This is a genomic window from Ktedonobacter racemifer DSM 44963, assembly GCF_000178855.1.
Classification (GTDB): Bacteria; Chloroflexota; Ktedonobacteria; order Ktedonobacterales; family Ktedonobacteraceae; genus Ktedonobacter; species Ktedonobacter racemifer.
The window spans coordinates 1,672,776-1,698,560 of record NZ_ADVG01000003.1; the positions used below are offsets into that span (position 1 = coordinate 1,672,776).

Genomic DNA, 25,785 nt, shown 5'->3' on the forward strand with positions numbered 1-25,785 from the left:
ACTCGTTCCCGTTTTGGGCTGGCTTGTTATCCTGCGTAAGCCAGTTTTCCGTAACGATGGTTCAGTCATGCATTCGTTTTATCTGCCTTGTTAGACAGGCTTCTCACCGTAGTAGCCAGCTAGAAGGTGTCCTCATATCAGGTTTATGAGGCATCCCCCGTTTCATCCCGCTTCACTGATTGAGGGCCAGTCGCTACAGTGGGGATGATGCTATCCATTCCTATCGAATGAGAGAGGAATTGCGCCTCTCGTCAGAGAAACAGTTGTCAGTGTCTTTCAAAAAAAACACCGCTGCTCGTCCCCCATTTATCATGGTTTGGAGCAAAACGGGTCGCACGATACACGCGGTACTTGAAAGCGCGTTTCTGTTTCATAGGTTACATTATAGCAGTTACGGTGTAAAAATGCAACAATTTGCACTGCCCTATCCACCCCAAGAAAGGAGCGCGCCATTCATCCCCATGTTTGCGCAACAGGGGTCTTCTGGCGCGGTTAGATAAGTTCTTCCTTCTTCATGCTCGAAATCTCCTGAATGTTCTAATCATTAAATATATTACTTCCTATGTACGAAAAAAATTAGCTGGGAAGCTATAGTGATAATACTTGCCTTTTAAAGTTGCAGAGTCTGTGAAGATCTGCTTGTGAAGATAAATGTCGTAGAGAAAATCTCTGCATTTCTTAGCCGCTAAGAAGTGAAAAAGGAATAAGCAGGTTTTGTTACCTGGTAGTTAGTCGGAGAAAAAGATAAGAGAATCACAAGACATACCTGTATTCTTCAGAAGAAGAGGATCGGCAAATCTCAATCCCCGGCATCAATGACCGTGGCTTTCTCGCCACTATCTCTGTAAGAGAATCCCAAAAGTTTTGTAACGTTATTCAGGTAAATATCGTGACGAGCTATGGAATAACGATAGCTCCTATTGCGTACTTTGGGCAAGAGTAGAAGCAGCGTTGAAGCACTATTTACCAGTTTGACCAACCCTTCCATATGGGACGCAAAATCTTTTCCGCATGCGTACACCAAGAAACTGTGGAGATAGAAAAGCATGGGCAAAAAAGTTAGCGACTTCGTTCTAGAGCGACTCACACAGTGGGGAGTAACACGCATTTATGGCTATCCCGGAGACGCCATTAATGGCCTACTAGGAGCATTAGAACGGCAGCAGGATAAATTTGATTTTATTCAAGTGCGGCATGAAGAGATGGCAGCATTCATGGCTTGCGCGCATGCTAAATTCACTGGCGAGGTAGGAGTTTGTATGGCGACATCGGGTCCGGGCGCGATCCACCTGCTAAACGGTTTGTATGATGCAAAGTTGGACCATCAGCCGGTCGTCGCGATAGTCGGTCAATCGGCGCGCTATGCGATGGGAGGCTTCTATCAGCAAGAAATTGACCTACAAAACCTCTTCAAAGATGTCGCCAGCGAGTATGTACAAACGATAAACGACCCGAAACAGGCCCGTCACGTGATCGACCGTGCATTCCGCATTGCCCACGCAGAACGAACTGTTACCTGTATTATTCTGCCCAAGGATGTACAGGATCTGAATGCGATAGAGACGCTGCCACACATCCACAACACTATTCATAGTGGCGTCGGCTACTCCGCGCCGTTTGTTATACCAAAGCAAGAAGATCTACACCACGCGGCGAACATTTTGAATGATGGCAAGAAAGTTGCTATCCTGGTCGGAGCAGGCGCACTGCACGCGGGAAACGAAGTTGCCGAGGTCGCCAACCTGCTAGGCTGCGGCGTGGCCAAAGCGCTGCTTGGAAAGATGGCACTTCCCGATACGCTACCGTTTGTAACGGGTGGTATCGGGCTACTGGGGACAAAACCAAGCTGGGATATGATGATGGAATGTGACACGCTACTCATGATCGGTTCTAGCTTCCCCTACTCAGAGTTCCTACCCAAAGAGGGACAGGCACGCGGCGTTCAGATCGATATAGACGGGCGTATGCTGAGTTTACGCTATCCCATGGAGGCAGCACTCATTGGTGACAGTAAAGAAACGCTGCGCTCTCTCATTCCCTTGCTACACAAAAAGGCGGATCGCTCGTGGCGTAAAAAAATTGAGACCGGTGTACGCAACTGGTGGAAAACGCTTGAAGAGAGTGCACATCAGGGCGCTCACCCCATCAATCCAGAACTGGTGGCATGGGAACTCTCATCACGGTTACCCGATAACGCCATTCTTAGCGCTGATGCTGGAACAACGGCCAATTGGTATGGACGCATCATTCAGGCTCGGGGTAATATGAAGGGTTCGCTCTCAGGCACCTTGGCAAGCATGGGAGCTGCAGTCCCCTACGCAATTGCCGCTAAATTTGCCTATCCTGAGCGCCCGGTCGTCTGCTTTACTGGAGATGGTGCCATGCAGATGAACGGCATCAATGAACTGATTACCGTGCAGAAGTACTTTGAGCGTTGGAGTAACCCCCAATTCATCTTGATTGTTCTCAACAATCAAGATCTCAATCAAGTAAGCTGGGAGATGCGTATTGAAGAGGGAAATCCCAGGTTGCCGCTCACGCAGTCGCTACCCGACGAGGCATATGAACGGCTGGCCGAGGCAATAGGACTGCGTGGCATACGCGTGGAGAGGCCAGAGCAGCTTGCCCCAGCACTTGATGAGGCCTTCGCCAGCAGCCAACCCGTGGTAGTGAATGTTTACACTGACCCAAATGTGGCAACCTTGCCGCCCCATATCACCATTGAGCAGGCCAAGAATTTCGCGGCGGCGCTGGTCAGAGGGGATGTAGAAGAAGTTGGAGTTGTCAAGCAAGCAGTCAAAAGTGTGATGGAACGCAAGCGTTAAGGCAGTAACTGACGACTCTTCCGCGCTTGAGTTGGGAGAGTTGTCTGTATAGTTGAGGAACTATACAGTTTATCAAAATAGCCCTAACGCTGACAAAGCTCGACACACTGCTAAAATACACGATTATGGTCCAAGGCTTTCTAACAACCAGCGAGATCACCCGAAAGCTGCGGCAAACCCATTTGAATAAGCGCATGAAGTATCCCTGGCGCACCAAACAATTTTACCTGGTGAAAGGCAGCGAACCAATGGAATACAAACAACTCGGCGGTTCCGGTTTGAAAGTCCCTGTGCTCAGTTTCGGTACAGGCACCTTCGGCGGTGGAAACGACTTCTTTCGTGCCTGGGGTAGTAGTGACGTTGCGGAAGCGAGCCGTCTGATCGATATGTGTTTAGAGGCGGGCGTCAACCTGTTTGATACTGCAGATGTCTATTCCAACGGCATGTCGGAAGAAATTCTCGGCAAAGCCATCTCCGGGCGACGAGATAATGTTCTCATTTCAACCAAGGCGACCTTCCGTATGAGGGAAGGGCCCAACGATCTCGGCTCTTCGCGCCACCATCTGATACGCGCTTGTGAGGCCAGCCTGCGTCGGCTGAACACGGACTACATCGACATCTATACCATGCATGGGTTCGATGCGCTGACTCCAGTCGAGGAGACGCTGCGGACACTCGATGATCTTGTTCAAACCGGCAAGGTCCGTTACATCGCTTGTTCTAATTTCTCTGGCTGGCATTTGATGAAGTCACTTGCCGTCTCGGAAAAATACGGCTGGTCTCGCTATGTGGCCCATCAGGCGTACTACTCCCTCATCGGGCGCGAGTACGAATGGGAACTCATGCCGCTCGCGCTCGATCAGAAGGTTGGAACGATCGTCTGGAGCCCTCTCGGGTGGGGGCGTCTCACTGGGAAAATCCGTCGCAATCAACCGCTCCCCGCCGGCAGTAGACTCCATCGGACCGCAGATCAAGGGCCGCCAGTTTCCGATGAGTCGCTTTACAAGGTTGTTGACGCTCTGGATGAAGTAGCCACGGAAACAGGCAAGACTGTGGCGCAGATCGCTCTGAACTGGTTGTCGCAACGCCCCACGGTGGCAAGTGTAATCATCGGTGCCCGCGACGAGTCGCAGTTGCGACAGAACCTCGGCGCAGACGGTTGGAAGTTGACTGAGGAACAGGTCGCGAAGCTCGATGCGGCCAGCGAAACGACGCCGATCTATCCATACTGGCATCAGCGCCAGTTCGTCGAGCGAAACCCTTTGCCGGTTCCTAGTGCATAATCACGTGACCTGTTTGGGAGATGGCACGACCCACTCTGGTGATTATCAGTGGTCTTGCCCGATACGCCGATCCGCTGAAGCAAGGAGGCGGGTCGACTCTTCCCAAAGGCGGACGACATTTGTTGCGTTGAGGGCATACGGAGCAACCGGCAACACTACTCCTCTCCCCGAGGAAGGAACGCTTCTTTCCTTCCCATGCCTCTAGGCAGGGGTATCCAGAAGCGGGAGGTCTGATGAAAAAGATTGTTGTTACCGGCGGTAGTGGCAAGGCCGGGAGAGCCGTGATTCGCGAGCTCATAGATCATAATTATGAAGTACTCAACGTTGATCTGGTGCCACCTCGTGAAGAGATTTCACCATTCCTTAAAGTTGATCTGACAGATTTGGGGCAGACCATCGAGGTGCTTCAAGGAGCCTATGGCGTCGTGCATCTCGGCGCAATCCCGGCACCTGGCAGGCAGACAGAGGGCACAACCTTTCGCAATAATACGCTCAGTACATACAATATTTTTAGCGCAGCTGTTTCATCAGGTCTGAAGCGCGTTGTATGGGCATCAAGTGAGACCACACTGGGCCTGCCTTTCGACCGTGAGAAACCCAGTTATGCTCCTATCGATGAACAGCATCCTCTCTATCCAGAGTCCAGCTATGCGCTCTCCAAAGTCATCAGTGAAGAGATGGCACGGCAATTCAACCGCTGGAGTGGCATTCCTTTTGTAGGTTTGCGCTTCTCTAATATCATGGAGCCACACGACTACGCTCGCTTCCCATCGTTTTCAGAGAACGTACTGACGCGCAAATGGAATTTGTGGGGATACGTCGACGCCCGTGATGTCGCACAGAGTTGCCGCCTGGGTCTCGAAGCCGATATCACCGGAGCTGAAACCTTTATTATTGCCGCTGCGGATACTACACAGAATCAGACCAACAGCGAGTTAATGGCCGAAGTCTATCCCAGCGTGCCACTACGTGAGGGGGTCGGCGAGCATGAGACACTGCTCTCGATCGACAAAGCCCGCAAACTACTAGGCTACAATCCCAAATATTCCTGGCGCGAACAGGTGTGATAAACGTTTCCAAGAAATCATTCGAGATATTGACAACTGGAGACATCTCTGGTAGAGTTTCGTTAGAAAGAATGTTCTTGCATGAAACGCCAAGAGAGGTTCACCGACACGAAGGACGTGTTGTTGGAAAGGGAGGAGGCACCAGGTGCAGTTGGTCGAACGACATCTCATTCGTCATCAGGATGCACGCTTTGCCGTCATTGATCGAGCAGCCTTTGCCTCCAAGAACCTCTATAACCAGGCCAATTACCAGATCCGACAAGCCTTCATTCACGAGGGAACCTACCTGCCCTACGCTGCCATCTTCCATCGCTTGAAACACCACGAGGCCTATTGTGCCCTCCCTCGCAAAGTCAGTAATGCCATCCTCATTCAGCTCCACCACAATTGGGGCAGCTTTTTTGCGCGTAATGGAGGCCTATCGCGAAGACCCCTCTACCTTCACGGGACGCCCCAAGATCCCTGGCTATCAAGACAAGACCAAGGGCCGTTTCCTGCTCATCTACGAGAAAAAAGCCCTGGGCAAGAGGGTATTCAAGCGCACAGGCAAGCTGGTCCCATCAGGACTTCCCATCGAGATAGCAACTCAGATCACCTGGGAAGCCATCCGGCAGGTTCGCATCGTTCCACGCGCCGATGGCTACATGGTGGAGGTGGTCTATGAGCAGGAGATCCAACCGGCTGCGATCAACCCACAGCTTCGGGCAGCCGTGGATGTGGGTGTCAATGTGCTGGCTGCCATCACCAGCGACAAGCCCGGCTTTGTGCCTCGTCTGGTGAGTGGCAAACCCCTCAAAAGCCTCAATCAGTGCTACGTGCGATCCGTTCAGCCGAAACTTGCTGGATAAGTAAGGGGAAGGCTGGCAAGACATTGATCAATGTCTTGATAACTGATTATCTGACGTGAGGTGCAATTCCTCACCTGTGAAGTGAGCACGGAAAGACGATGCCCTACGGTAGCGACTGGTCCTCAATCCGTAAAGCGGGTATCCAGGAGAGGAAACTGCTAGTCTGAAGCAGACCCATCTCCGAGTCAGGCGGCTATGGTTAGCAGTTCATTCAACAGAATGAATAACGCGAATGTGCAACGGAACCATCGTTAGGTTGAACAAGTCAAACAGGCTGATAGACTTGACCAAAAGGTAAGGTACCAATCTGCGAAACAATGGAGAAAGTGAAAGGGTAGTGTAGTGATACCCTGCCTCACTCACTAGCGTACCCGGTGGATAGCACAAACCTACGGCAGCGCAAAACAGATAATCGGAACGGAGTAACTCGAAGGTACGCTCTCATTGGAGGTCGATACGATGAGCAGGAAACCATCCGCAAGCTGCCTCCGAGAAGGATTGCCTAAAAAGCCAATGCCTGGGGTAATGCCCAGGATATGCTGACGTAGGCACGGTAACATGGAATGAAGAGAAACGAGTAGTATGGTGAAAACGAAGGCACCCAAGATCAAGCTACCACCTGACCCTGAGAGTGAAAGTTGGAACAAACTGCCCTGGCGCAAGCTCGAGCAGCATGTTTACCGCCTACAAAAGCGCATCTTCAAAGCCGAGAGCCGTGGCAACACAAGAGCAGTCCACAAACTACAGAAACTTCTGATGAAATCCAGAGCGACAAGGCTTTTAGCGGTTCGACGAGTGACCCAAGACAACCAGGGAAAACGCACAGCAGGCATTGACGGAGTAAAATCAGTCAAACCGGCCCAGCGTTTCACTCTGGCTGAACAAATCCACCCCAAGCAATGGTCTCAATACAAACCCCAACCAGTGCGAAGGATCTATATTCCCAAGCCTGGAAAGGATGAGAAAAGACCCTTGGGGATTCCCATCATGCGAGATCGCTCGCACCAGTGCCTCGTAAAGTTCGCTTTAGAGCCACAATGGGAAGCCAAATTTGAACCCAATAGCTTTGGTTTCCGCCCTGGACGTTCCTGTCATGATGCAATTCAAACCATTCACACCAATATCTGCACACAGGCAAAGTATGTCCTGGATGCCGATATTAAAGGAGCATTTGATCATATTGATCATCAGGCACTTCTCGCCAAACTCGACACCTATCCCGCAGTAAGGCTGCTTGTGAAAGCTTGGCTCAAAGCGGGAATCATTGATAATGGCATATTTGACGAGACCCGGAAAGGAACCCCGCAGGGGGGAGTCATCTCACCATTACTTATGAATATCGCGCTTCATGGTATGGAAACGGACTTGATAGCGGCCTACCGGTGGAAGGAGGGATGACCCAAATTTGTCCGCTACGCCGATGATCTGATGGTTTTCCATCCCAAGCTCGAAGGCGTCGAAAAAGCAAAAGAAATCCTTTCGGAATGGTTACAGCGCATTGGACTAGAACTCAAGCCGAGCAAGACACGGATCACGCACACCTTGATGGAATATCAGGGAAAAACGGGATTTGATTTCCTTGGTTTCACCATACGCCAGTATCCGATGGGGAAAACACACACCGGAAAGCGGCCTAATGGTCAACCACTTGGCTTCAAGACACTCATCAGACCCAGTAAGGAAGCGATTGCGCACCATGTGAAAGAAACGCATCGTCTGGTAGCAGAGCACCGGAGCATGAAACAGGAAAAGCTCATTAAAGAGTTGAACCCGGTCATTTACGGATGGGCAAACTACTACCGAAGCATCTGTGCAAGAAGGGCATTCAAGCACTGCGACATGGTACTTTTTCGACAATTGGAAAGATGGGCGAATCGCAGGCACCCAAACAAAAATCGACACTGGATTATGCAAAAGTATTGGAAAGTGGATGAAGGAAAGGGATGGATCTTCCGAACCCCCGACCTACAACTACGAAACCACCAACAAACATACATCCGGCGTCATGTAAAAGTGAAAGGAACTGCCAGCCCATATGACGGAAATCTTCTTTACTGGAGCCAGCGACTCAAGAAACACCCGCTTCTTAACGGAGTTAAAGCAAAACTTTTACAGAAGCAAGAGGGAAAATGCCGTTGGTGTGGACTGTACTTCAAAGATGAAGACCTCATAGAGATCGATCACATTACCCCGAAAAGTGAAGGAGGCGGAGAGGAATTGAGCAACAAGTTCGCTCTCCATCGTCATTGCCACGACGAGCGCCACTCGAAAAAGGCCAACGGTACCTACGACAAAGGCCATGTTACTGAGGAGCCGTGTGACGGGAAACTGTCAAGCACGGTTTTGAAGACGAGTAGGAGTGGTGACACTCATGCTTAGTTTTAACAACAAACAGCGCGCCAAGCAGCAGCAACGCCTCGCGCATGAGAACCGATACACCTCGCGCCAGCTGGATCGCGTGACGACGAAGCGCAATCGCCGTGTGGATGCGTATCTGCACACGGCCAGCCGTCGGATCATTGACCTGCTGGTCAGCGAGGGCATCGGAACGCTGGTGATTGGCAAGAATCCCTTGTGGAAACAAGGGGTGACCATGGGACGCAGGAACAACCAGCAGTTTGTGCAGCTTCCCCATGGCCGTTTCATTGAGCAGTTGACCTACAAAGCGCACCTGGTTGGGATCAGGGTTATCCTTCAAGAAGAAAGCTACACCAGCAAGGCCAGTTTTCTGGACGACGATCCCATCCCAACCTATGAAGCCAACACGGCTGAGAAGCCAGTGTTCTCAGGCAAGCGTGTGGCTCGCAATTGGTATCGTGCCAGGGATGGACGCCTCATTCATGCCGATATCAACGGATCGTACAACATCTTACGCAAAAGTAACTCCGACCCTTTGCAAGTGGGGCGAGGAGTAGCGGGAGCCGCAGTTCTCCCCAGACGGCTGGCCGTCTGAACGGATGACTTATAGGCATATTCGTCATCATTTTAAGATACTGTAGTTCTGCTTCTGTTACAGAGATCGTGGCGAGAAAGCACTGGTCACACAACATTATCGGAACGTAGCACCTGTGGCCTTTACAGAGCAGCAAGCTAAACATTCTTCCCAGACGCGTGGCGAGACCAATCAACTGCGCGCACTATAGTGCACCAATATCGCTCATCGTTTCATACACACAGAATCCTGGCGCAGCGTTCACTCCTCCTGCTCTCCCGCCAGCATATCCCCCGGTTCGGGACTATCTGGGCGCTGCGCCAGATCTGCACCTGGAAGGTGGACGTCCCGCAGGGAATGGCTCTTCTTTGATTTTTGGGCTGCACTTTTGTCCCTATCTTCTCCTTCCTTTCTTCCCTTTTTTTATATATACTTCACCTCACTTAACGCATGACCTAGGCCCGCCACACGCTCCTGTGCGCTCTGCTTGAGAAGAGGCAAATGGGCTCAAGCCGATATACTATCTGGTGGGGTCTTTCAGCGGCGTCAAATATGCTGCTGGGATTGTTCCTCTGCTCAAGTGGGAGAGTGGCACGTCTCACATGCGTTCTGTCGTCCAAAAGTCATGAGAGGAGAAGATTTTGTCAACAACAGATGATTTCGATCAGGCAGTGACGCAGATGAGGGAAGCGAATCAGCGCCTTCTGGCAGGAGATCCCACACACTACAGTGCGTCCTGGTCGCATTCTGATGATGTTACTATTTTTGGCGGCTTTGGTTCCTATGAGAAAGGGTGGAACCAGGTCGGGCCTCGCCTGGAGTGGGTTGCCTCTCGCTATAGTGGGGGACACGATACCTTCGAACTCATCTCCACAGGCATGAGCGGTGACCTGGCCTATCTCATCTACCTTCAAAATGGTGAGGTACGCGTAGATGGACAAGAGGAATATAGTCCACTGGCTTTGCGCGTCACTGAGATCTTTCGCCATGAAGAGGGTATCTGGAAGCTTCTCCATCGGCACGCCGATCCCGTCGCTGGAAAAGACCGGGTTCATAACAACCTTTCTCAAATAGATAGATAAGCATATTCGGCATATTGAATGTCATCATGTAGTTTTCAAGGTTGTGTTGCAAAGAAGGAAGCTGATCTGCTACATTGAAGAGAAAAGAGCAAAAGGGGGCTCACATGTCCGAGCAGAGTCTCTTCAAATGGCGTCACTTCCAGCCTGAAATTCTTCTCTTGTGTGTACGCTGGTACATGCGCTATACGCTCAGTTATCGCGATTTGGAAGAAATGTCCAGTACCCAGAAGGAGAGAGAAGGAAGCATTTCCAGCCCATGAAGTTGGGCGTATTGTTGTGGAGAAAGGTTGTTCAAGCCTTCATGAGGACGCAGACAATTATAAAAGTTGATCCATGCCTCTGCCGCTCGTAAGAATGCACCCAGAGTGTGATATGATCGACGCTCGGCCACAGCGAGCTTGAACGAGCCGACGAAGTAGAGTAGGCGGCTAGCGCGTTGGTAGGGGCGACCATATCGGCCGCCCAGTTCACCCGGATTCCGCGTTTTGCCTGGTTCTCCTAGTACCCTCAACCCTCATGCCGATGGGATACCTTCCTTCAACCCTTATGTCGCAGGGCTTGCTTGCGAAGGGCTCTTGCTTTGCTCCTGTGGTGCTTTCTCCATGCCTTTGAGTGCTGGATTGATGAGCAGCGAGAGCGTTGTTAGGAGATAGATGGCTCCCATGGTGAACACACTGGGAATCAAACCTATCCAGGTTACCAGGTAGCCGCAGAGCATGACGCCAGCTGGAATACCCACCAGAACGCCTGCCGTACTCGTTCCAAACACGCGTGCTCGTAACTCTTTGGGGACACGCTCATATGACATGGCCGAAAGCAGCGGATTGAGGGGACCGCAGGCTAGGCCGGTGAGGGCATGTATGAAGATGAGAAATGGTAACGCTGGGAGCAGGGCCATGCCTATGATGCGCATCGAAACGATGGTAAAGCTGGCGCCTAGTGTTGTGCGGCGTGGTAAGCGATGTCCTATCGCGCCATAGATCAGCGTTCCCAGAAAGGCCATGCCCCCAAAGACCCCCATGAGTATACCTTGTGGTATAGGACTATAGAAGAAATGCTGCACATAGGCCGGAGTGATGACCGCGCCCATAGCACCATCGAGCAGATTGGTGATCAGAATGGTGACCGTCAAGGCCAGAATTACCTTGTCGCGATAGATAAAGCTTAAGCCTTCATGCAGATCTGACAGGTATTGCTGACGCCTGAGCTGCCCTTCTTCTCGCTGCTCGCTGCCTTCGGCACAAGCAGGCCGATCAGTAACGCGGAGAGCGCAAACGAGGCGGCATCGAACCACAACAGGTTGCCTGCGCCAATCGATACCATAATCACGGCTGCGACAGGCGCGCCTAATAGACCGGATAGACGGCTCACATTCTCCACCCACCTCGGCTCGTTGCGCATCGCGTGGGCTCCTCCAACCCAACAGCTAATAAACATTAACTTTTTAGCGAGGATCATCCAGCTCGTGAGCGCATCTGCGAGGAAAATGTTCAGCGCGCTATAAACATCTCAAAAAGAGGCATAAAACACTATATACTTTATTTTATCTTTATAGCATAAAGAATAAAAATCGCCTGTCAAGGAATACAACACATATTGAAGCAATTGGATAGGCGCAAGGACATCGGCTCGCTCAATCTGGAGGAAGTAGCAGTTAAAGCAAACTCTTTAATATCCATTTCATGTGATATAGAATAAAGAAGTCATTATTGTGATATAGTACGTTTCAGGTTCTACGGCCTGGCGATTGAAAGGATTCATTAATGCAGCACGGTATGGACCGGAAAGAGGAAAACGTTCAAGATGTGGAGGCGCTGATCGAGGCACTGAAAGATCCTTATAATATAGTTCGTCAACAACGGGCTGCAGTGGCTTTGGGAAAACTGAAGGATACCCGTGCTGTGGAACCACTCATTGAGGCCTTGAAAGATACTGACAGTGGAGTCCGGGAGACGGCTGCAACAGCCCTTGGCCTGCTCGGGGACATGCGAGCGGTGGCACCACTAGTGGGAGCACTAAGAAACAGGAATAGCCGTGTACGCAGGCAAGTAGCAGCGGCCTTGATGCAGCTTGGTTGGCAACCAGCAAATGAGGAACAATCTGCCTTGTTGGCAGTAGCTCAACGGGATTGGAGTAGGGTGATCAGTTTAGGCTCGGTAACTGTAGAACCATTGATTAAAGCCCTACAAGAAAATGAGAGAGTGATACGTGAGCCGGTCATAGAGGCCCTGGGAAAGCTTGGGGATGTTCGTGCCGTAGAGCCATTGATCAAATTATTGAAAGATAATGAGAGCCAGGTACGCGAGCAGGCTGCAGTAGCTCTGGGAAAGCTTGGAGATACTCGTGCTATAGAGCCGCTGGTAATCGCTCTGAGGGATAGGAACTGGAGGGTACGCAAGCAGGTAGCAGAAGCTCTGAATCAGCTTGGCTGGCAGCCAATGAATAAGACGCAGTCTGTATGGTTGGCAATTGCCCGGCAGGATTGGGATCGAGTGGTCAGCTTAGGCCCGGTTGCAGTAGAGCCCCTGATTGAGGACTTCAGAGAGGAGGATGACTGGGATGTACGTATGCAGATTATAGTAGCTCTGGGAAAGCTTGGAGATACTCGTGCTATAGAGCCGCTGCTGGTCGCTCTGAGAGATAGGAGCAGCAGGGTGCGCAAGCGGGTAGCAGAAGCTCTGATGCAGCTTGGCTGGCAACCAGCGAATGCGGAACAATCTGCCTTATTGGCAGTAGCCCAACAGGATTGGAATCGAGCGGTCAGCTTCGGTTCGGCTGCGGTAGAACCGTTGTTAATGGCCTTCAGAGGCTATCCTTCTTCTCAAGAAATCCAGGCGGTATTAAGAGAATTGAACGATCCACGAGGTATAGCTGCGATCGAACGCTATCTTGCTTATTCTGCTCGTCCTGTGGTATCACGGCCCGCTATCCCTCCCAGGTTTCTTCAAAGGACTTCTACAACCCCATCACTGCCTACAAACTACCGACAACTCCCTGTCCCTCCCCCAATTCCCAGGTTTCTTCAAAGGACTTCTACAACCCCTTCGTCGCCTGCAAGTTCTCAACAAGACATCTCAATACCTACGTTTCTTCAAAAACCTTCTCCAGCTCTCACACCATCTATAAGCGATCCACAAGGCCCTGTCCCTCCTCCAATTTCAGGAGGAACACTCATAACACCTTCTCAGCAAGGGAATTCCTCGGCCTTCAGGAAGTGGAGGGGGTTCATTCTTGCATTTCCCATGCTTCTCCTGCTGATTTCTGTCGTTGCTACCGTCTTTGTAAAGATGACACGGGCTGAACATTTACCCCCTACCGCTAGCTTGTGGAATGGCCTTCTGTTTGTCTGCCAGATACTCTGGTTGACGATTGCAGTATGCTTTACGCCCACATGTGTGTCGTTCCTCTTGCGTCGAAGCGGGCGCATCGTGTCTTTACTGACAGAGAGTGTGGCCTATATAGTCATCTTCCTGGTGTTTGCTTTCTGGCTCCTTGGGACGAGTGCGCTCGGGAGCTGGCTTTTCTACGCAGCAACGCTGGTGCTCTTGATCGAGATAAGTAGCCACTCCATGGAGTGGTATAAGCAAAATACGCTCAGACGTATCAGGCGCGCGGTATCGTATACGTCTCTTGAAGTCGATGTCAAAGCGCTTGAAAAGATGACGCGAGATGAAGTGGTTCTCTATATATCTGTTCCCGTTGGGCTTGCTCTTGGCACTGTGATCGGCCTGATGCTCCGCCAGACGACGGTACAGATTCTTGCGCTTTGTCTGCAAATCGTTCTGCTGCTTGCCTCCTACATCCAGTTATATTTTCTCATTGTCGCTTTTCGGCGGATGGCAGATCCCTTATTCAGAACAATTCCCAAATACGTACCAGCGTTAACGGAAGCGAAGCAGAAGGGCAAGAAGAAGGCAAAAGCCCCCTCTGTCTCGCAAGAGACAGTCGATCAACAGTATATTGACGTCGCCAGTGATGTCAGTGGATTACGCATGGTGTATAAGTATGATGCGCTTCTTAATACCATCTTGCTCGTCGCCTGTATGCTTAGCGTCATCAAGATATGGCTGTTCCCGCTCGATATGAAATGGTTGATTGCGGGTCTGCTGTTTGCAACATGTGTGTTTAGTGAAATTCCGTATGCTATTGGTCAATATCTCCTTCACACAAGAATCCTGGAGGAGTATACGGGGGGGGAATATGTCGAAATGGCAAAAAAGCTTCAGGAATATGCCCCCCTCTTTCCTCCCAGGGCCTTTATCGGGACGCTGCTGACCACGAGTGCAGCGGGAGGTATCCTCTATGCCCTGCTCAGCCAGATGGCGCAAGATGCCATTACAACATTGATAAACTGAGGCCTCTCCGGCATACATGCACGGAGGTTCCTGTTCCTCACCCACCGTTTCCGGCCTCTCCCGAAGGAGAAACCGGCTCTTGGTGGAGATAGGCAGGACTTTTCAGCCGACGGGCTCTGGCACGGGCAGCTTTGCTAGAAGCCGACACGCCCATGCTTCGGGGGAATGGCTCCCCTTCATTCGCACGTTGTTGCAGATCCTCCATCACGGCTTGCAGGCGCGGCTCCGCACCTTCCCAGACGTGCTGGGTGATGGAGGGTGTTGTTTGCTCAGGTTCCAGGTAGGCAATCAGGAAGGCCGAATACAGATCACGTTGCACTGGTCCCAACCCGCATTCACAACGGTGCCAACGCTGTGATCGTGGCTTCTTGTGATACTGCCCCGACTTCTGGCAGTACTGAGACAGTTTGGTCTGGTAGGCTGAAACTTCGCGCAGGGTGCCGCCAGTTTTTGCAACTATGCGAGTCAAATGCGCTACAAACATCCCTGGGGCGCGAAGTCCGATGCTCCGACCATACTGCTTCTGCCATCCTTTGAACGAGGTTTTCTCTATGGTGATCGTGGTGCCCACCGAAGCGATGCGATGAGCCAGGTGTCCATGCAGACTCTTGCGGTGAGCAGCCAGCCGTCTTTCGGTCGTGGCGTGTTGTCTCCTGGTCGCCTGGTATCGCTTACTCTCCCTCCATTTGAGACGACCCTTGCCCTTTTTGACACGGCCCTTTTCGTCGTAATTGTTGGGATTCGTGGCGCGTCTTTGCCGGTCCATCTTGCGCTGCAACCGGCGTTTTTTGCTGGCATTGGGGGAAAGCTCCTGGCAGAACGTGACCAGGTCCGCCTTTGCTCGACGAGGGACAAGAGCGAGTGTCGATGGGCCAATATCCAGGCCAATCGTGTCTTTGCCTCCCTCCTCATGCTTCGGTTTGACGAAGGCATGGCCCTCTAAAACCAATTGCACGGAATAACGATTGCTGTCTTTATCGGCTCCCTGTGCCTGTGGTGAGGAAGCTTTGCGGCGAACCAGGCGCACATACTTGATGGGGTGGCGCATGCCATGCTGCACCACTGGGTCTCCCCAGTCGATGATGGCTGGGATGACCTCTTGGTTCCAGATCAGGAAGCCGCCATCGCCCGCATTGGGATCACACACGAAGCGCAGGCCGACATCGTTACGTTTGCCCTCCACGCTATCGATGCCACGTCCCTTGCTGCGGAAGCGTACTCGTGTGGCTTTCCCAACACAGACCCGATTGACCGCCTGATAGGCGCGAGTCGCAAGGGTTTGAGCCATGGTGCTCTCGATGTGATCAGCGATCCACGAGACACGGGCAAGCTTGGCATACTCGTGTAGCTCGTATTCGGAGAAGTGATACTTCTTACGTAAGGCAGAAAAAGCCTGAGCGCGTTGCTGTTTGTGCGAGCGTGGGAGAGCCCGCGCCTTGTTCCATGCCGGATCATTGCGCATGCATCGGAGCCGCTTCATGGCTTCAGCAAGCAGAGCGTTATACAGGCACCGAGCCGCTTCCAGGTGCGCACGAACCTGGCGTTCCTGGCTCCAATCGATCTGGAGAGGGAGTTCGAGAAGAATGGTCGGTGTCGCGGGCTCGCTTCATGATGTGCGTTGCCTTCCAATGCAGAATATCTCTTCAGAAAGAGAGGGGATTACTGCCCGTCCCTCGTGTCTTTCTCCACGTTCACATGCCTACACAGCTATTCCAGTTGAGCAGGCTTCTTCCGGTCACTCGACGACGTACCGTTCGGAAATGGATTCGTGAGAAGCAACTCCGCGCTCTTCAGGTAGGTCGAAGAGGAGGATACCGGATCCGGCGCTCTGACTTCCATGAGCTTCGCGCGCAAGCGTGAGACAATACAAGACGATAATCGTTCTTCATCCTGTGGAGAACACAGTGCGAAAGAAGAGCGATGCTTCCTCTCCACCCAACCAGCCCGAAAGGAACGCCCATTCATCCCCGCCTTAGAAAGAGCGGGGCTTTCTGGGCCGTTCTCTGTAAGAAATAAAGGACGTTCTCAAACCAGATTGCTGCTGAGTTAAAAACTCGTTGCGCAACCCGTGGGTTTTGTGATGTCGATGACTTTATGCTCAATTTTGCACCACAATGGAAAGCCAGCCAATTGCAAGCGGGTAAACAGCGAGAACGTATGGGGCAGTTCTCTCCAAGCGAAGTGACGACCATTCTGATCCATTTTCATCAGTCGCACTATCGGATGTTCAAAGCCTATTACAGAAATCCGAGCGAGAATGCCCCGGTCTTTTAAGCTTTACACTTACACACAAGTTTGAACGTTTGTGGAAGATCCGCATGACCATGCGAGAGAAAGATGCCAGGAAAAATGCTCAATGATGGGCTTCAAGCCTGGCGAGACACGCAGCTTCTTCAGAGAAAGCGAGCCACCTCTCGTGTGGGAAAAACGAAGCATGTGCCGCGCATCGCTTCCACGTTTTCCTCTAGATTTGATAGTTGTGTGTAAGTGTAAACCATTCATGACAGGATAGGGCTTTAGCCCGCTGCAAGCCACGGTTCTTTAGACCGTGGTGAGGCGTGTTATTGGGCTTTAGCCTTTGTCAAACATAGTACTATATAGAACATTTGTTTGACAGCTTTAAACGAGTAGAGTATTCTTTAGAAGAGACAAATATATTTTTGTGAGAAGAGAGGCTGAAATGGCGAAGGCCACGAAAACCATCAGACAAAGTTTGAAGTATCCGCCGCAGTATACCGACTACTTCGCGGCAAATCAGGCCCTCTTCAATCGCGTCGTAGCTTTTTATTTCGACTGTATTCAGGCGCACGAGGGTATCCTTTCACTCAAAAACAAGCAAGCCCTCACCGCCTTGGAGAAACTCACGCATGCAACGGAGTCTAGCCCCCATCCGGTGATGCCGCTCACCGATCTCGCGCCAGTTATCCCGGCGATGTTCAGACGTGCCGCCATCAATGCGGCCCTTGGTTCGGCCCGCGCATTTTTCTCCTCCCTCAAAACATGGCGAGCACGGAAGCAGAAACACGAAGCCAAACACACGAAAAAGCGCAAGAAGAGGCCGTTTCGGGAGCGACCACCAGTCCCACCCCGATCATGGAACAAGTCGGTTCCCTTCTACGCAAGCCTTTGGCGTGAGCGTCATACGCATTGTATCGTGCTCAAGGTCTGGACCGGCTCGTGCTGGTCCTGGCTCAAAGTACACATCCTCGGTCGCGATCTCCCCGATGGGTACGCGATGGGCAGTCCACAGCTTGTTCGCAAGGGGGATCGCTGGTGGTTACATACTCCCATTGAGAAGACCTTCGAGGCTCCCGCAAAGAGCGGAGAGCAACTCACCACACGTCTCTGCGCGGTGGATCTCAATCTCGACAAGCATCTCGCTGTGTGCAGCGTCCAGACAGTTGACGGCACCATCCTGGCTACTTCCTTCATCGGAAATGGCGCAGCGGTATCGGGCTGTAGGAAACAACTCCTTGGACGCATTGCACGCAACCGATCACAGACTGGTCTCATCGCCGAGAACGAACAGGATAATGTCGACCTCTGGGCGAAAATCAGGCACGTGGACGAACAGATCGCGCATCTGGTGAGCGCTCGCATTGTCCAGTTCGCGAGCGAGCACAAGGCGAGCATCCTGGTTTTTGAACATCTGGGCAACCTGCAACCGGAGAAGGGCACGTATTCGCGCCGGAGCAATACCAAACGCGCCTACTGGATGAAGGGGCGCATGTTCCGCTACGCAACGTACAAAGCCTGGCATGCAGGCGGCATCATCACCTGCCGTGTGAATCCGCGCAATACGAGCAGAGAATGCCATCGCTGTCACGCTGCTGTCATTCGCTATAATCAGGGACACCCTGTGGAAGGCTACACCCCCGGCGCCGCGCTCTGTCTCTGCCCACAATGCCAGATGCGCGATCATGCCGACAGAAATGCCAGTTTGAGAATCGGACAACGCTTGATCGAGCGTACGCAAGAACCTTTGAAGGAAAAGCCTCATGCTCGTTCTCAACGTGCGAAGAGGGAGTCGAAAGACTCAGGTGTTGGGATCTCCCAGGATGCCAAACGCCAGATGGGACCATCCATCCCTGTGGCCAGGCGTGGAGATCATGCCAACGGGGATGGCACCCCCCAGGGGAGAAGGCGCCGGATGGGCGCGTCTCTCCCAGATATTGCGTCCCAACTACGGGTTCACTTTGAGTAGTGGCTACGCCACCTGTCTCACGAACCCGACTACGGCACAGTGTCAGAAGCTGCTCGGCTTTTGCCGATGCGGAGTGTCACGGGGAGTATCAGATGGTAGCTAATTGAGCTAATGAGATGAAGGAGGCGGTGATGGTCCCAATTGTCAACAACAATTGGGACCATCACCGCCTCTCCGCTTAGAGAACGGTGCTAGCGATCTGACCGCGAACGGGATTTTACTCGCCAATCGCCACCGGGACCTCCGCTTGCACAACTTCGCCATGGGCGCGAGCCCTTTTGGCCGCCTCAAGTGCCGGATCACGTCCGAGCACCAGCGCGATGAATATGCAGATGACGCATCCAATCAGGACGAGCCAGAAGGTATCGTTGAGTCCCATAACCGTGACATGCTGGGTCACACAATTCTTCAGTGCCTCGGCGTGCGCTCCTACGGTTGCCGCGCAAGTCATCGCTATACCGCTCGGTGGAATCGCCTGTACCCCTTGCTTCGCCGTTATCGCGTATGAAGTGGCCTGCTGACTCAGGTAGGTGGTCAGGACCGCGACGCCGACCGCCGAGAAGACCATACGCATGACATTGAGTAGCGAGGAAGCGCGTGCCATCGCCTTATTACTGACTGCCGAAAGCGCGACAGTTTGCAGGGATGTGTTGGTCAATCCCAGTCCCAGGCCGCGTAGAATCAGCCAACCTTGTAACGCACCTCCTGAGGTCGAGACATCCAGTTGTGTCAATCCATACGTGCCAACAGCCAGCAGAATTAATCCCACGAAGGCCAGAGGACGTGGCCCGACCCGATTGTACAGTTGGCCTCCAAACACCATACCAATCGCCGTCGCGATGCCCTGGGCCATTAGCCACAGACCTGCCGTGAGCGGCGTATTCCCCTGTACGTTCTCGAAGAAGAAAGGCAACAGGAACAGGCTCCCAAAGAGTACGGCGCTGACGACCCACAACAAGAGATTGGAAATGGCGAATGTATATTGCGCGAAGAGACGCAGATTGATTACCGGATCGCTGGCGATGAAAAGCTCAACAATGGCAAACACAATCAGGATGACGCCTCCCGCCGCCATAAGGCTGATGACGATAGGATCGACCCACCCCCGCGTACCGGCTTCGGTGATGCCATACACCAGCGTGGTAAAGCCCAGCATCGAGAGGAGCAGCCCGGCAATATCAACTCGCTGCCCTTGGCTGGCATGCTCTTCGCCTGCTGCCGCGCGTTCTTGGGCGCGATTGTGCAGGATGAACAGGCCCAGCACAATCGCGATCAGGCCAATAGGCAGGTTGATCGTGAAAATGGCGCTCCAGTCGAAGGTGGTTGTCAGGTAGCCGCCAATGGTTGGGCCGAAGGCCGGAGCCAGGAAGACCGGAATACCAACAGTGGCCGTTACTGGTCCGCGCTCGGTTGGTCCGAAGAGGCGGTAGATGAGCGTGAAAGCCGTTGGCATCATCGCACCCCCACCTAGGCCCTGGATCACGCGGAAGACAATCAGCAGTTCCTCGTTAGGAGCGAAGACACAGAGGGCGGATCCTACAGTGAAAAGCCCCAATGCCGTGAGATAGACCACTTTGGTACCCAGGCGGTCGCTCAGGTAACCAATGATTGGAATGACCGCTGCCTGGGAAAGGAAGTAACCAGTAGAGACCCAGGTAACCGTGTCAAAGCTTGTGTTAAATGCCTTCTGGATCTGCGGCAGAGCCACGCTCACAATCGTGTTGTCCAGGACCGCCATGAAGAGTCCCAGTACCAGCACGATTGTTGCCTGCCAGCGGTAGTTCAGTCGCATGTGTTGTCTCCTTAGAGGCCATAACGCCATGAAGCACCAGCATGACAATCTGCTCGCGAGCTTGCGCGAGTGCTTCTGGCGAGGAAAAATCCCGCTCTGGAAAGTTTATCTGGTAGCGAGGGATAGAGAGCGCGTGAAAGACACACATATTCAGCACATGCGCGACCAGCAGTACAGGATCAATCTCTGGTCGAACGATTCCTTGCTCGCGCGCCTTTTCCAGGAAGCTACTGACAGCTTTGAACTTGCTGCGGAAGCAGTAAGGCCCTTCTGGCAGCGATATGGCCCTGTAGGCGTTCCAGCCTTCCGCCATCTCCCAGGCCAGAATGCGCATGCTTCGCGGATTGCTGATCTGATAATTGAAGTACTCACGGATGACCGTCGCCAGGAACTCACGAAACTGTTCGGTGTCGATAGTTTCACGGTCCTGCATATTGTTCAGCATAATCAGGATGAGATCATCTTCCATATGTTCTTTGCAGCTATGCACCACGGCCCGGTACAGCCCCAGTTTGTCCTCAAAGTATTGGAAGATGAGGCTCTTATTGTAACCTGCCGCCTCGGCTACCGCGTCTACGCGGGCCGCGCCAAATCCATTGTGCGCGAAGATCTCTTTCGCAGCTTCCAGGATGGCTGCCTTTGCCACCTGCGAATCCCGTTCACGCTTTGGTTTCTGTGCCATGAAATGCGCTCTCCCTATTACTAACTAACCAGATAGTTAGAATATACACGCGTTTCTATGCGTTGTCAACAGCTAACCAACTGGTTAGTTGTGAATGTGATTTGGAGAAACGTTGGGGAGATGACAAGGTCAGAGGTCCCATGCATCTCATGCAGGGGCTTGCCCCTAAGTGCACTCAAGCAACTTTTTTGGCATTGAAGGCCTTTGATAAGCAGACTTCATTTCCCAAAACATTGCTTGACTGTACTTAGTGTAGGTTCAAGTAACCATCTGTGCAATGAAGAGAAGAGATGAGATGATATCAGGGAGTCACGGTATTGAAGATAATATGCCAAAAGAAGTCCGAATATCGTGACTGCCTGACCGACCATTGCAACAAAGGCACGACCGAATACGTCTCCTAAGAGGAATATCTTCTTCACGTAATGACCATAATCAAGGGAGACATCATGATGAGGGTACCACTGCACCTTTTCCCGCTTGCTTTGATAGCGATACTCTGCGCCTTGCTCTTTACAGCCTGTGATCCAAAACCATTGGTGAACCTGCGTAGCAGCGCCGATTTGACCAAACTCCAGATCGAAATATTTGAAAATGGAAAGGCATCTCCAGAGACGCTGTATGTCATCAAACAGGAGACCGCACAACAACTCTACAAGGCCGCGCTGGCCTCTCCACAACTGGCGCCAGGACGAGCCTGTCCAACCATAGGTGGCCCTGGATATCAACTGGTTTTCTGGGCAGGTGCGCAAAGGGCCGAGACCGTCATAGCTGACCGGAGTGGCTGCGAAGATCTCTTTTTGCGCGGCGGCGATTTGCGCCAGGCCAACCAGGATTTCTGGTCACTCCTCGATCAGGCCATCACCAGCGCTCCTCACGTCACACATCCTGATCACCTGGAGATTGTACGGTACCAGGGCAACGTCCAGGTGCCGCTCTACGGGAAGATCACATCAACCAGACAGGTACAAAGGCTCTTCACATATTTCTCTGCCTTCCTCTCTACTCCACCGTCCACAACCGGATTCTGCGGAGATCAGGCCCCCACCTACGATGACCTCTTCTTCTACGAGGGTGAGGTCCTCCTGCGCGCCCAGGTTTTTCGCGGTGACTGCTCACAACTCAGAATGGCAGGAAAGACAACCTTTCCTGCCTTGCACCTGACCGAGCAATTCCAGCAGCAGTTGGACCAGGAGCTTTCCAGCATGACGTTCGCGCCGGTCAGGCCCGACAAATTGGAAATCAAGCACGCTCCTACTAGCATACAGCCAGGCTCTGGGCCGGATTTCCGCATCTCTATAGACCAGAGCACAATTCAGAAACTGTATCGCACTGCTTATAACTTGCTCCCCTGGCCCTCCAACAAGGATTCCAGCTGTAACTCGCAGGGAACGGCAGGCAGCTATGATATGTTGACCTTTTCCCAGGAGGATGCCTGGCTCGTATCTGCCACCGCTTTTTCAGGTTGCCCCACCGTGTCATTCAACAGAGCAGGCATCGAGGGAGGATACATGAGCCAAGCAACGCAGGAATTCTGGGATCTGGTTCACCAGGTTGAAAAAGGCTGAACCAGTCACATTGCTCATCTCTGCATAGATGGGAAAGTCGCCTCACTCTCTGAGAGGGCGGGATCTTGACGTGATGTGGAGTGATTGCCCTCGCTGAGAGCATGCATAGCGTCTTCCCTGCAGCGCGAGAGAAACAGAGGTCTATCAAGAAGCGAATAACGAGCAGACGTTCCATCGGCATGAAGAGCTGGCAGATGAGCGTGTGATACAGAGAAATCGACAGTGAGCAGGTGTTGTGCCCAACGATAGGCTGCGTTCTCCAGGTCCGCGGAGACGCTTTGGCCCATAGTAAACAGATCGCCGAACCGAAATGAGGACATGAAAGTCCCCATCTATGTCAGAGCCTTGAGTCCGGCCGAACAAGCAGGGATCGAAGCTGGGCTGCGCTCCTCAGATGCCTTTACCCTGCGCCGAAGTCAGATTCTGCTCGCATCCAGTCGAAAGCAACGCCCATCGGAAATCGCCCGCAATCTGGGCTGTGCAACGCAGACCGTGCGCAATACGATCCACGCGTTTGAGCGGAAGGGCTTAGTGCAGGTTCAAGTGACCACCTGTGCGAGATAGTCAATTAGGTAGGATTAATTTTCATACTTTTTACCTACCTGGATGATGCGACAGTGGGGATTTTTACATAACCCCCCGAAACGGTGCACTCGGCTTTGACCAGGCACCGTTTCGGGGGGTTATGTAAAAATCCCCTTATTCTGAGAAGAGTTTCAATTGGCGTGTCATCGTCTTCTTGCGCTTCTTTAAGCGTATGTTTTACCCGCGGTAATCTAGTGACCCCACATTGGTGTCGTATCCCACTTTGCTAAAGGTTCCAATATAGATCACGCGCCTGGCGTTATCCAGCCCTTGCAGCGCCTCCAGCGGTCGTCCACTAAAGCGATACTCACTATCATAATCATCCTCGATGATCCAGGCTTGGGTCTCTCTCGCCCATTCCAACAGCGCGAGCCGTCGGCTGAGACTCATGGTGACTCCTGTCGGGAACTGATGCGAAGGGGTAACGATGGCCAGCCGTGCCTTTGGGCAAAGCTGTCGTCCGCTTTCAACATCGATCCCCTCCCGATCCACTGGCACGGGGACCAGTTTTGCCCCGGCGACCAGCAGTGCTCCACGTGCTCCTTCATACCCAGGATCTTCGACCCAGGCCAGATCACCAGGATCAAGCAAGACGCGCGCGACCAGGTCGAGTGCTCCCTGTGCTCCAGCGGTGAGGATGATCTGTTCGGGCGAGCAGTGGACGCCGCGTGTAATACCGATGTGCGTGGCGCGCATGTTTTGCTACCAATCTGGCCCAGACCTCGTACGGAAAGGCTGCCACATCTGGCTGGCCGGAGCAGAACACGCTTGTGCTTCGGTTGGCCCGGTCGGTAAAGAATTCTTCTGAAGAAGACCCCTTGATGAGCAATTGGCCGCGCGGGCAAGCACTGCTTGAGGCGTTTCTGAGCTATCCGTTGTGTGCTGATCTCCTATAAACGACTGCTCTGATTGCAGATGGGCGACCCGCGTACCATCTCCCACCCTGCTCTCAATATATCCTTCCAGTAGCAACATCTCGTAGGCAAGAGCGGTGGTGTTGCGTGATACCCCCAGTTCACTCGAAAGCACGCGCGTCGAAGGCAGGCGCGTACCGGCCTCTAATTGTCCTGTGAGAATCTCCGAGCGCAATCGCTCGTAAAGCTGTTTGTACAACGAAATTGACGCGTTCTGGTCAAGAGCGATTTCTGGCCTTTTGCCAGGTATTGCTCTTTTAGACATACTGTATCTGCTCTCCTTAAAGCCCCTGTATGAATCAAAATCTTTCTTAAATGGCCCCTTTCGTCTACCTGAAAATGGCCCTTTTAACAGGTCCTTTATCAGAGTATACTTCTTGGTGTCAGTAAAAGACAAGAGCACGAACGCTGCATTGCAGAAAGGAGACCATCATGTCTGGGGACACCACCCAGCCCCAAAATGGTCATTTAGAGAGGAGAGAAAACCGTGATAGACAAAGGACAACGCATACAAGCGATCGCCATTACCGCCTTTGGCGGCCCTGATCAACTCAAGCTTGTGGATCTGCCTGTGCCACCCTGTGGTCCAGAGCAGGTCCTCATCAGCGTCCAGGCAGCCGGCGTCGGGATGTGGGATGTGAAAGTGCGGCAAGGAAGCGTCGTATTAGAAGGGCAACAGTTTCCGCTCGTGCTTGGTTGGGAATCAGCAGGGATCATTGCAAAGGTGGGAGAGGCAGTCACGGGATGGGATGTGGGAACCCACGTGATCTGCACGACATACCAGGTCGGCATTGGTCATTATGCTTCTGCCGTGGCTGTCCCTGCGAATCTTGTCGCTCCAATGCCCTCCTCGCTCGATGCCCTGCACGCAGCTGCCCTTCCCGTCAACGGGCTGACCGCTTACCAGGCGATTTTCGAACTGCTGAAGATCCAACCGGGAGAAACGCTCTTGATTACCGGCGCGGCGGGAGGAACCGGCACGTTTGCTGTCCAACTGGCTGCGCGCGTCGGAGCACACGTCATGGTCACTGCAAGGAGCGAGCACCACCCGTACCTTCAGCAACTGGGAGCGAGCGAACTCATTGATTATACGCAAACGGACTTCGCGGAGGCTGTCCACGCGGCTCATCCTGAGGGCATCGATGCGGTCCTGGACTGCGTTGGGGGAGAGACAGCGGCAAGAAGCATGCAGGTGGTACGCGAGAGGGGGCGGCTCGTCACCATTGTCGACCTTGAGCAGGTGACACCCACCCGTCATATTGACACGCATGTACTCTACTTCCGCCCTGATGGGCGACAATTGGCCGAACTGACGAAGCTGGTGGACCATGGTCAGTTGACGGTTCACCTAGATCAGGTGTTTCCCCTCGTAATGGCCAAGCAAGCTCATGAGCGACTGGAGACGCGGCACCATCAAGGAAAAATCGTGCTCAATGTACCAGGATGAAGACTCTCTATGGTCAAGTCCTAAAAAACCATGAGGAGGTATTGTCAGCTCAAGGACAATTGTTGAGTTTATTGCCAGAAATTCTGGAGAAAAGTGGGCGCCGGCTCAAAATCTTCTCGGAAGAAAGCCCTCTGAAAGACCTCAAATGAAGGTTCAGTGGTGAAAGCTCATCAAGAGAAAAATGTAAGTTGACAATACCCT

Annotated in this window: 21 protein-coding genes and 4 pseudogenes; 15 read left to right on the top strand and 10 right to left on the bottom strand. The window is 52.6% G+C overall.

Going from position 1 to position 25,785, the window contains the following annotated elements; genetic code table 11:
- The first annotated feature begins 1,046 nt into the window (after positions 1-1,046).
- The 3 genes from KRAC_RS36385 to KRAC_RS36395 all read left to right on the top strand — a co-directional run bounded on the left by KRAC_RS36385 (position 1,047) and on the right by KRAC_RS36395 (position 5,175).
- The gene (locus KRAC_RS36385; protein WP_007916113.1) at positions 1,047-2,825 is read left to right on the top strand and encodes a thiamine pyrophosphate-requiring protein; all 1,779 of its coding nucleotides are present in this window, start codon (positions 1,047-1,049) and stop codon (positions 2,823-2,825) included.
- 248 nt (positions 2,826-3,073) lie between these two features.
- Positions 3,074-4,108, top strand: coding sequence for an aldo/keto reductase (locus KRAC_RS36390; protein ID WP_007916115.1), 1,035 nt, complete (start codon positions 3,074-3,076; stop codon positions 4,106-4,108).
- A gap of 233 nt (positions 4,109-4,341) precedes the next feature.
- Complete coding sequence (locus KRAC_RS36395; RefSeq protein ID WP_007916116.1) at positions 4,342-5,175, top strand: NAD-dependent epimerase/dehydratase family protein; 834 nt, start codon at positions 4,342-4,344, stop codon at positions 5,173-5,175.
- Positions 5,176-5,275: 100 nt separating this feature from the next.
- On the opposite strand, the gene KRAC_RS76670 is transcribed toward KRAC_RS36395, so the two are convergent.
- A complete protein-coding gene (locus KRAC_RS76670; protein ID WP_040445607.1) occupies positions 5,276-5,560 on the bottom strand; it encodes a hypothetical protein in 285 nt (94 codons plus the stop codon).
- Between the two features lie 16 nt (positions 5,561-5,576).
- Here KRAC_RS76670 and KRAC_RS76675 point away from each other — a divergent pair, with 16 nt between their 5' ends.
- The 5 genes and pseudogenes from KRAC_RS76675 to KRAC_RS70355 form a co-directional block, all read left to right on the top strand.
- On the top strand, positions 5,577-6,023 hold the full coding sequence (locus KRAC_RS76675; protein ID WP_157507493.1) for a hypothetical protein: 447 nt from the start codon (positions 5,577-5,579) through the stop codon (positions 6,021-6,023).
- Positions 6,024-6,605: 582 nt separating this feature from the next.
- Positions 6,606-8,402: pseudogene (ltrA, locus tag KRAC_RS36410) on the top strand (group II intron reverse transcriptase/maturase).
- Positions 8,395-8,976 carry an IS200/IS605 family accessory protein TnpB-related protein gene (locus KRAC_RS36415; RefSeq protein WP_052568839.1) on the top strand — a complete coding sequence of 194 codons (582 nt, stop codon included), beginning with the start codon at positions 8,395-8,397 and terminating at the stop codon, positions 8,974-8,976. The pseudogene ltrA and the gene KRAC_RS36415 overlap by 8 nt, the downstream one beginning before the upstream one ends.
- Positions 8,977-9,596: 620 nt before the next feature.
- On the top strand, positions 9,597-10,037 hold the full coding sequence (locus KRAC_RS36420) for a YybH family protein (protein ID WP_007916119.1): 441 nt from the start codon (positions 9,597-9,599) through the stop codon (positions 10,035-10,037).
- A gap of 104 nt (positions 10,038-10,141) precedes the next feature.
- Positions 10,142-10,252, top strand: a pseudogene (locus KRAC_RS70355) (IS6 family transposase); the annotation flags it as partial.
- Here KRAC_RS70355 and KRAC_RS80725 read toward each other — a convergent pair.
- Genes KRAC_RS80725 through KRAC_RS76685 form a run of 3 tightly spaced genes read right to left on the bottom strand, consistent with a single transcriptional unit; the run spans position 10,231 to position 11,438 of the window.
- Positions 10,231-10,548, bottom strand: a complete 318-nt coding sequence (locus tag KRAC_RS80725; RefSeq protein ID WP_075164442.1) for an integrase core domain-containing protein — start codon at positions 10,546-10,548, stop codon at positions 10,231-10,233. The pseudogene KRAC_RS70355 and the gene KRAC_RS80725 sit on opposite strands and share 22 nt — an antisense overlap.
- Before the next feature lie 33 nt (positions 10,549-10,581).
- Positions 10,582-11,169, bottom strand: coding sequence for an MFS transporter (locus tag KRAC_RS36430; protein ID WP_040445612.1), 588 nt, complete (start codon positions 11,167-11,169; stop codon positions 10,582-10,584).
- 32 nt (positions 11,170-11,201) lie between these two features.
- Positions 11,202-11,438: a hypothetical protein gene (locus KRAC_RS76685; RefSeq protein ID WP_040445613.1), complete on the bottom strand. Its 237-nt coding sequence runs from the start codon at positions 11,436-11,438 to the stop codon at positions 11,202-11,204.
- A 362-nt stretch (positions 11,439-11,800) separates the two neighbouring features.
- Between KRAC_RS76685 and KRAC_RS36440 the strand changes: the two genes are divergently transcribed.
- Entirely contained in the window at positions 11,801-14,392 is a 2,592-nt protein-coding gene (locus KRAC_RS36440; protein WP_007916121.1) for a HEAT repeat domain-containing protein, read from the top strand.
- A gap of 37 nt (positions 14,393-14,429) precedes the next feature.
- Here the strand turns inward: KRAC_RS36440 and KRAC_RS36445 are convergent, their stop codons facing one another.
- Positions 14,430-15,854, bottom strand: coding sequence for a hypothetical protein (locus tag KRAC_RS36445; RefSeq protein ID WP_040445614.1), 1,425 nt, complete (start codon positions 15,852-15,854; stop codon positions 14,430-14,432).
- Positions 15,855-16,087: 233 nt separating this feature from the next.
- Between KRAC_RS36445 and KRAC_RS79930 the strand changes: the two genes are divergently transcribed.
- The 3 genes and pseudogenes from KRAC_RS79930 to KRAC_RS36455 all read left to right on the top strand — a co-directional run bounded on the left by KRAC_RS79930 (position 16,088) and on the right by KRAC_RS36455 (position 18,596).
- Positions 16,088-16,252 carry a helix-turn-helix domain-containing protein gene (locus KRAC_RS79930; protein WP_157507497.1) on the top strand — a complete coding sequence of 55 codons (165 nt, stop codon included), beginning with the start codon at positions 16,088-16,090 and terminating at the stop codon, positions 16,250-16,252.
- 234 nt (positions 16,253-16,486) lie between these two features.
- Positions 16,487-16,633, top strand: a pseudogene (locus KRAC_RS72070) (IS982 family transposase); the annotation flags it as partial.
- Positions 16,634-17,072: 439 nt separating this feature from the next.
- Positions 17,073-18,596: a zinc ribbon domain-containing protein gene (locus tag KRAC_RS36455; protein WP_007916132.1), complete on the top strand. Its 1,524-nt coding sequence runs from the start codon at positions 17,073-17,075 to the stop codon at positions 18,594-18,596.
- A gap of 217 nt (positions 18,597-18,813) precedes the next feature.
- Here the strand turns inward: KRAC_RS36455 and KRAC_RS36460 are convergent, their stop codons facing one another.
- Positions 18,814-20,388 carry a DHA2 family efflux MFS transporter permease subunit gene (locus KRAC_RS36460; RefSeq protein ID WP_007916138.1) on the bottom strand — a complete coding sequence of 525 codons (1,575 nt, stop codon included), beginning with the start codon at positions 20,386-20,388 and terminating at the stop codon, positions 18,814-18,816.
- Positions 20,273-21,070: a TetR/AcrR family transcriptional regulator gene (locus KRAC_RS66960; protein WP_075164445.1), complete on the bottom strand. Its 798-nt coding sequence runs from the start codon at positions 21,068-21,070 to the stop codon at positions 20,273-20,275. The genes KRAC_RS36460 and KRAC_RS66960 overlap by 116 nt, the downstream gene beginning before the upstream one ends.
- Positions 21,071-21,519: 449 nt before the next feature.
- On the opposite strand from KRAC_RS66960, the gene KRAC_RS36465 reads away from it, so the two are divergent.
- Positions 21,520-22,638 (top strand): hypothetical protein, encoded by a 1,119-nt coding sequence (locus tag KRAC_RS36465; RefSeq protein ID WP_007916140.1) that lies wholly within the window; start codon positions 21,520-21,522, stop codon positions 22,636-22,638.
- Between the two features lie 14 nt (positions 22,639-22,652).
- On the opposite strand, the gene KRAC_RS36470 is transcribed toward KRAC_RS36465, so the two are convergent.
- Positions 22,653-22,958, bottom strand: coding sequence for a hypothetical protein (locus KRAC_RS36470; RefSeq protein ID WP_040445616.1), 306 nt, complete (start codon positions 22,956-22,958; stop codon positions 22,653-22,655).
- Between KRAC_RS36470 and KRAC_RS36475 the strand changes: the two genes are divergently transcribed.
- The gene (locus tag KRAC_RS36475; protein ID WP_052568841.1) at positions 22,957-23,202 is read left to right on the top strand and encodes a helix-turn-helix domain-containing protein; all 246 of its coding nucleotides are present in this window, start codon (positions 22,957-22,959) and stop codon (positions 23,200-23,202) included. The genes KRAC_RS36470 and KRAC_RS36475 overlap by 2 nt on opposite strands.
- Positions 23,203-23,442: 240 nt before the next feature.
- Here KRAC_RS36475 and KRAC_RS69485 read toward each other — a convergent pair.
- Together KRAC_RS69485 and KRAC_RS76690 are read right to left on the bottom strand one after the other, a co-directional pair.
- A pseudogene (locus tag KRAC_RS69485) lies at positions 23,443-23,895 on the bottom strand (aminotransferase-like domain-containing protein); the annotation flags it as partial.
- 30 nt (positions 23,896-23,925) lie between these two features.
- A complete protein-coding gene (locus KRAC_RS76690) occupies positions 23,926-24,402 on the bottom strand; it encodes a GntR family transcriptional regulator (RefSeq protein WP_052568846.1) in 477 nt (158 codons plus the stop codon).
- A 222-nt stretch (positions 24,403-24,624) separates the two neighbouring features.
- Between KRAC_RS76690 and KRAC_RS36485 the strand changes: the two genes are divergently transcribed.
- Complete coding sequence (locus tag KRAC_RS36485; RefSeq protein WP_007916141.1) at positions 24,625-25,584, top strand: NADP-dependent oxidoreductase; 960 nt, start codon at positions 24,625-24,627, stop codon at positions 25,582-25,584.
- Positions 25,585-25,785 lie beyond the last annotated feature (201 nt).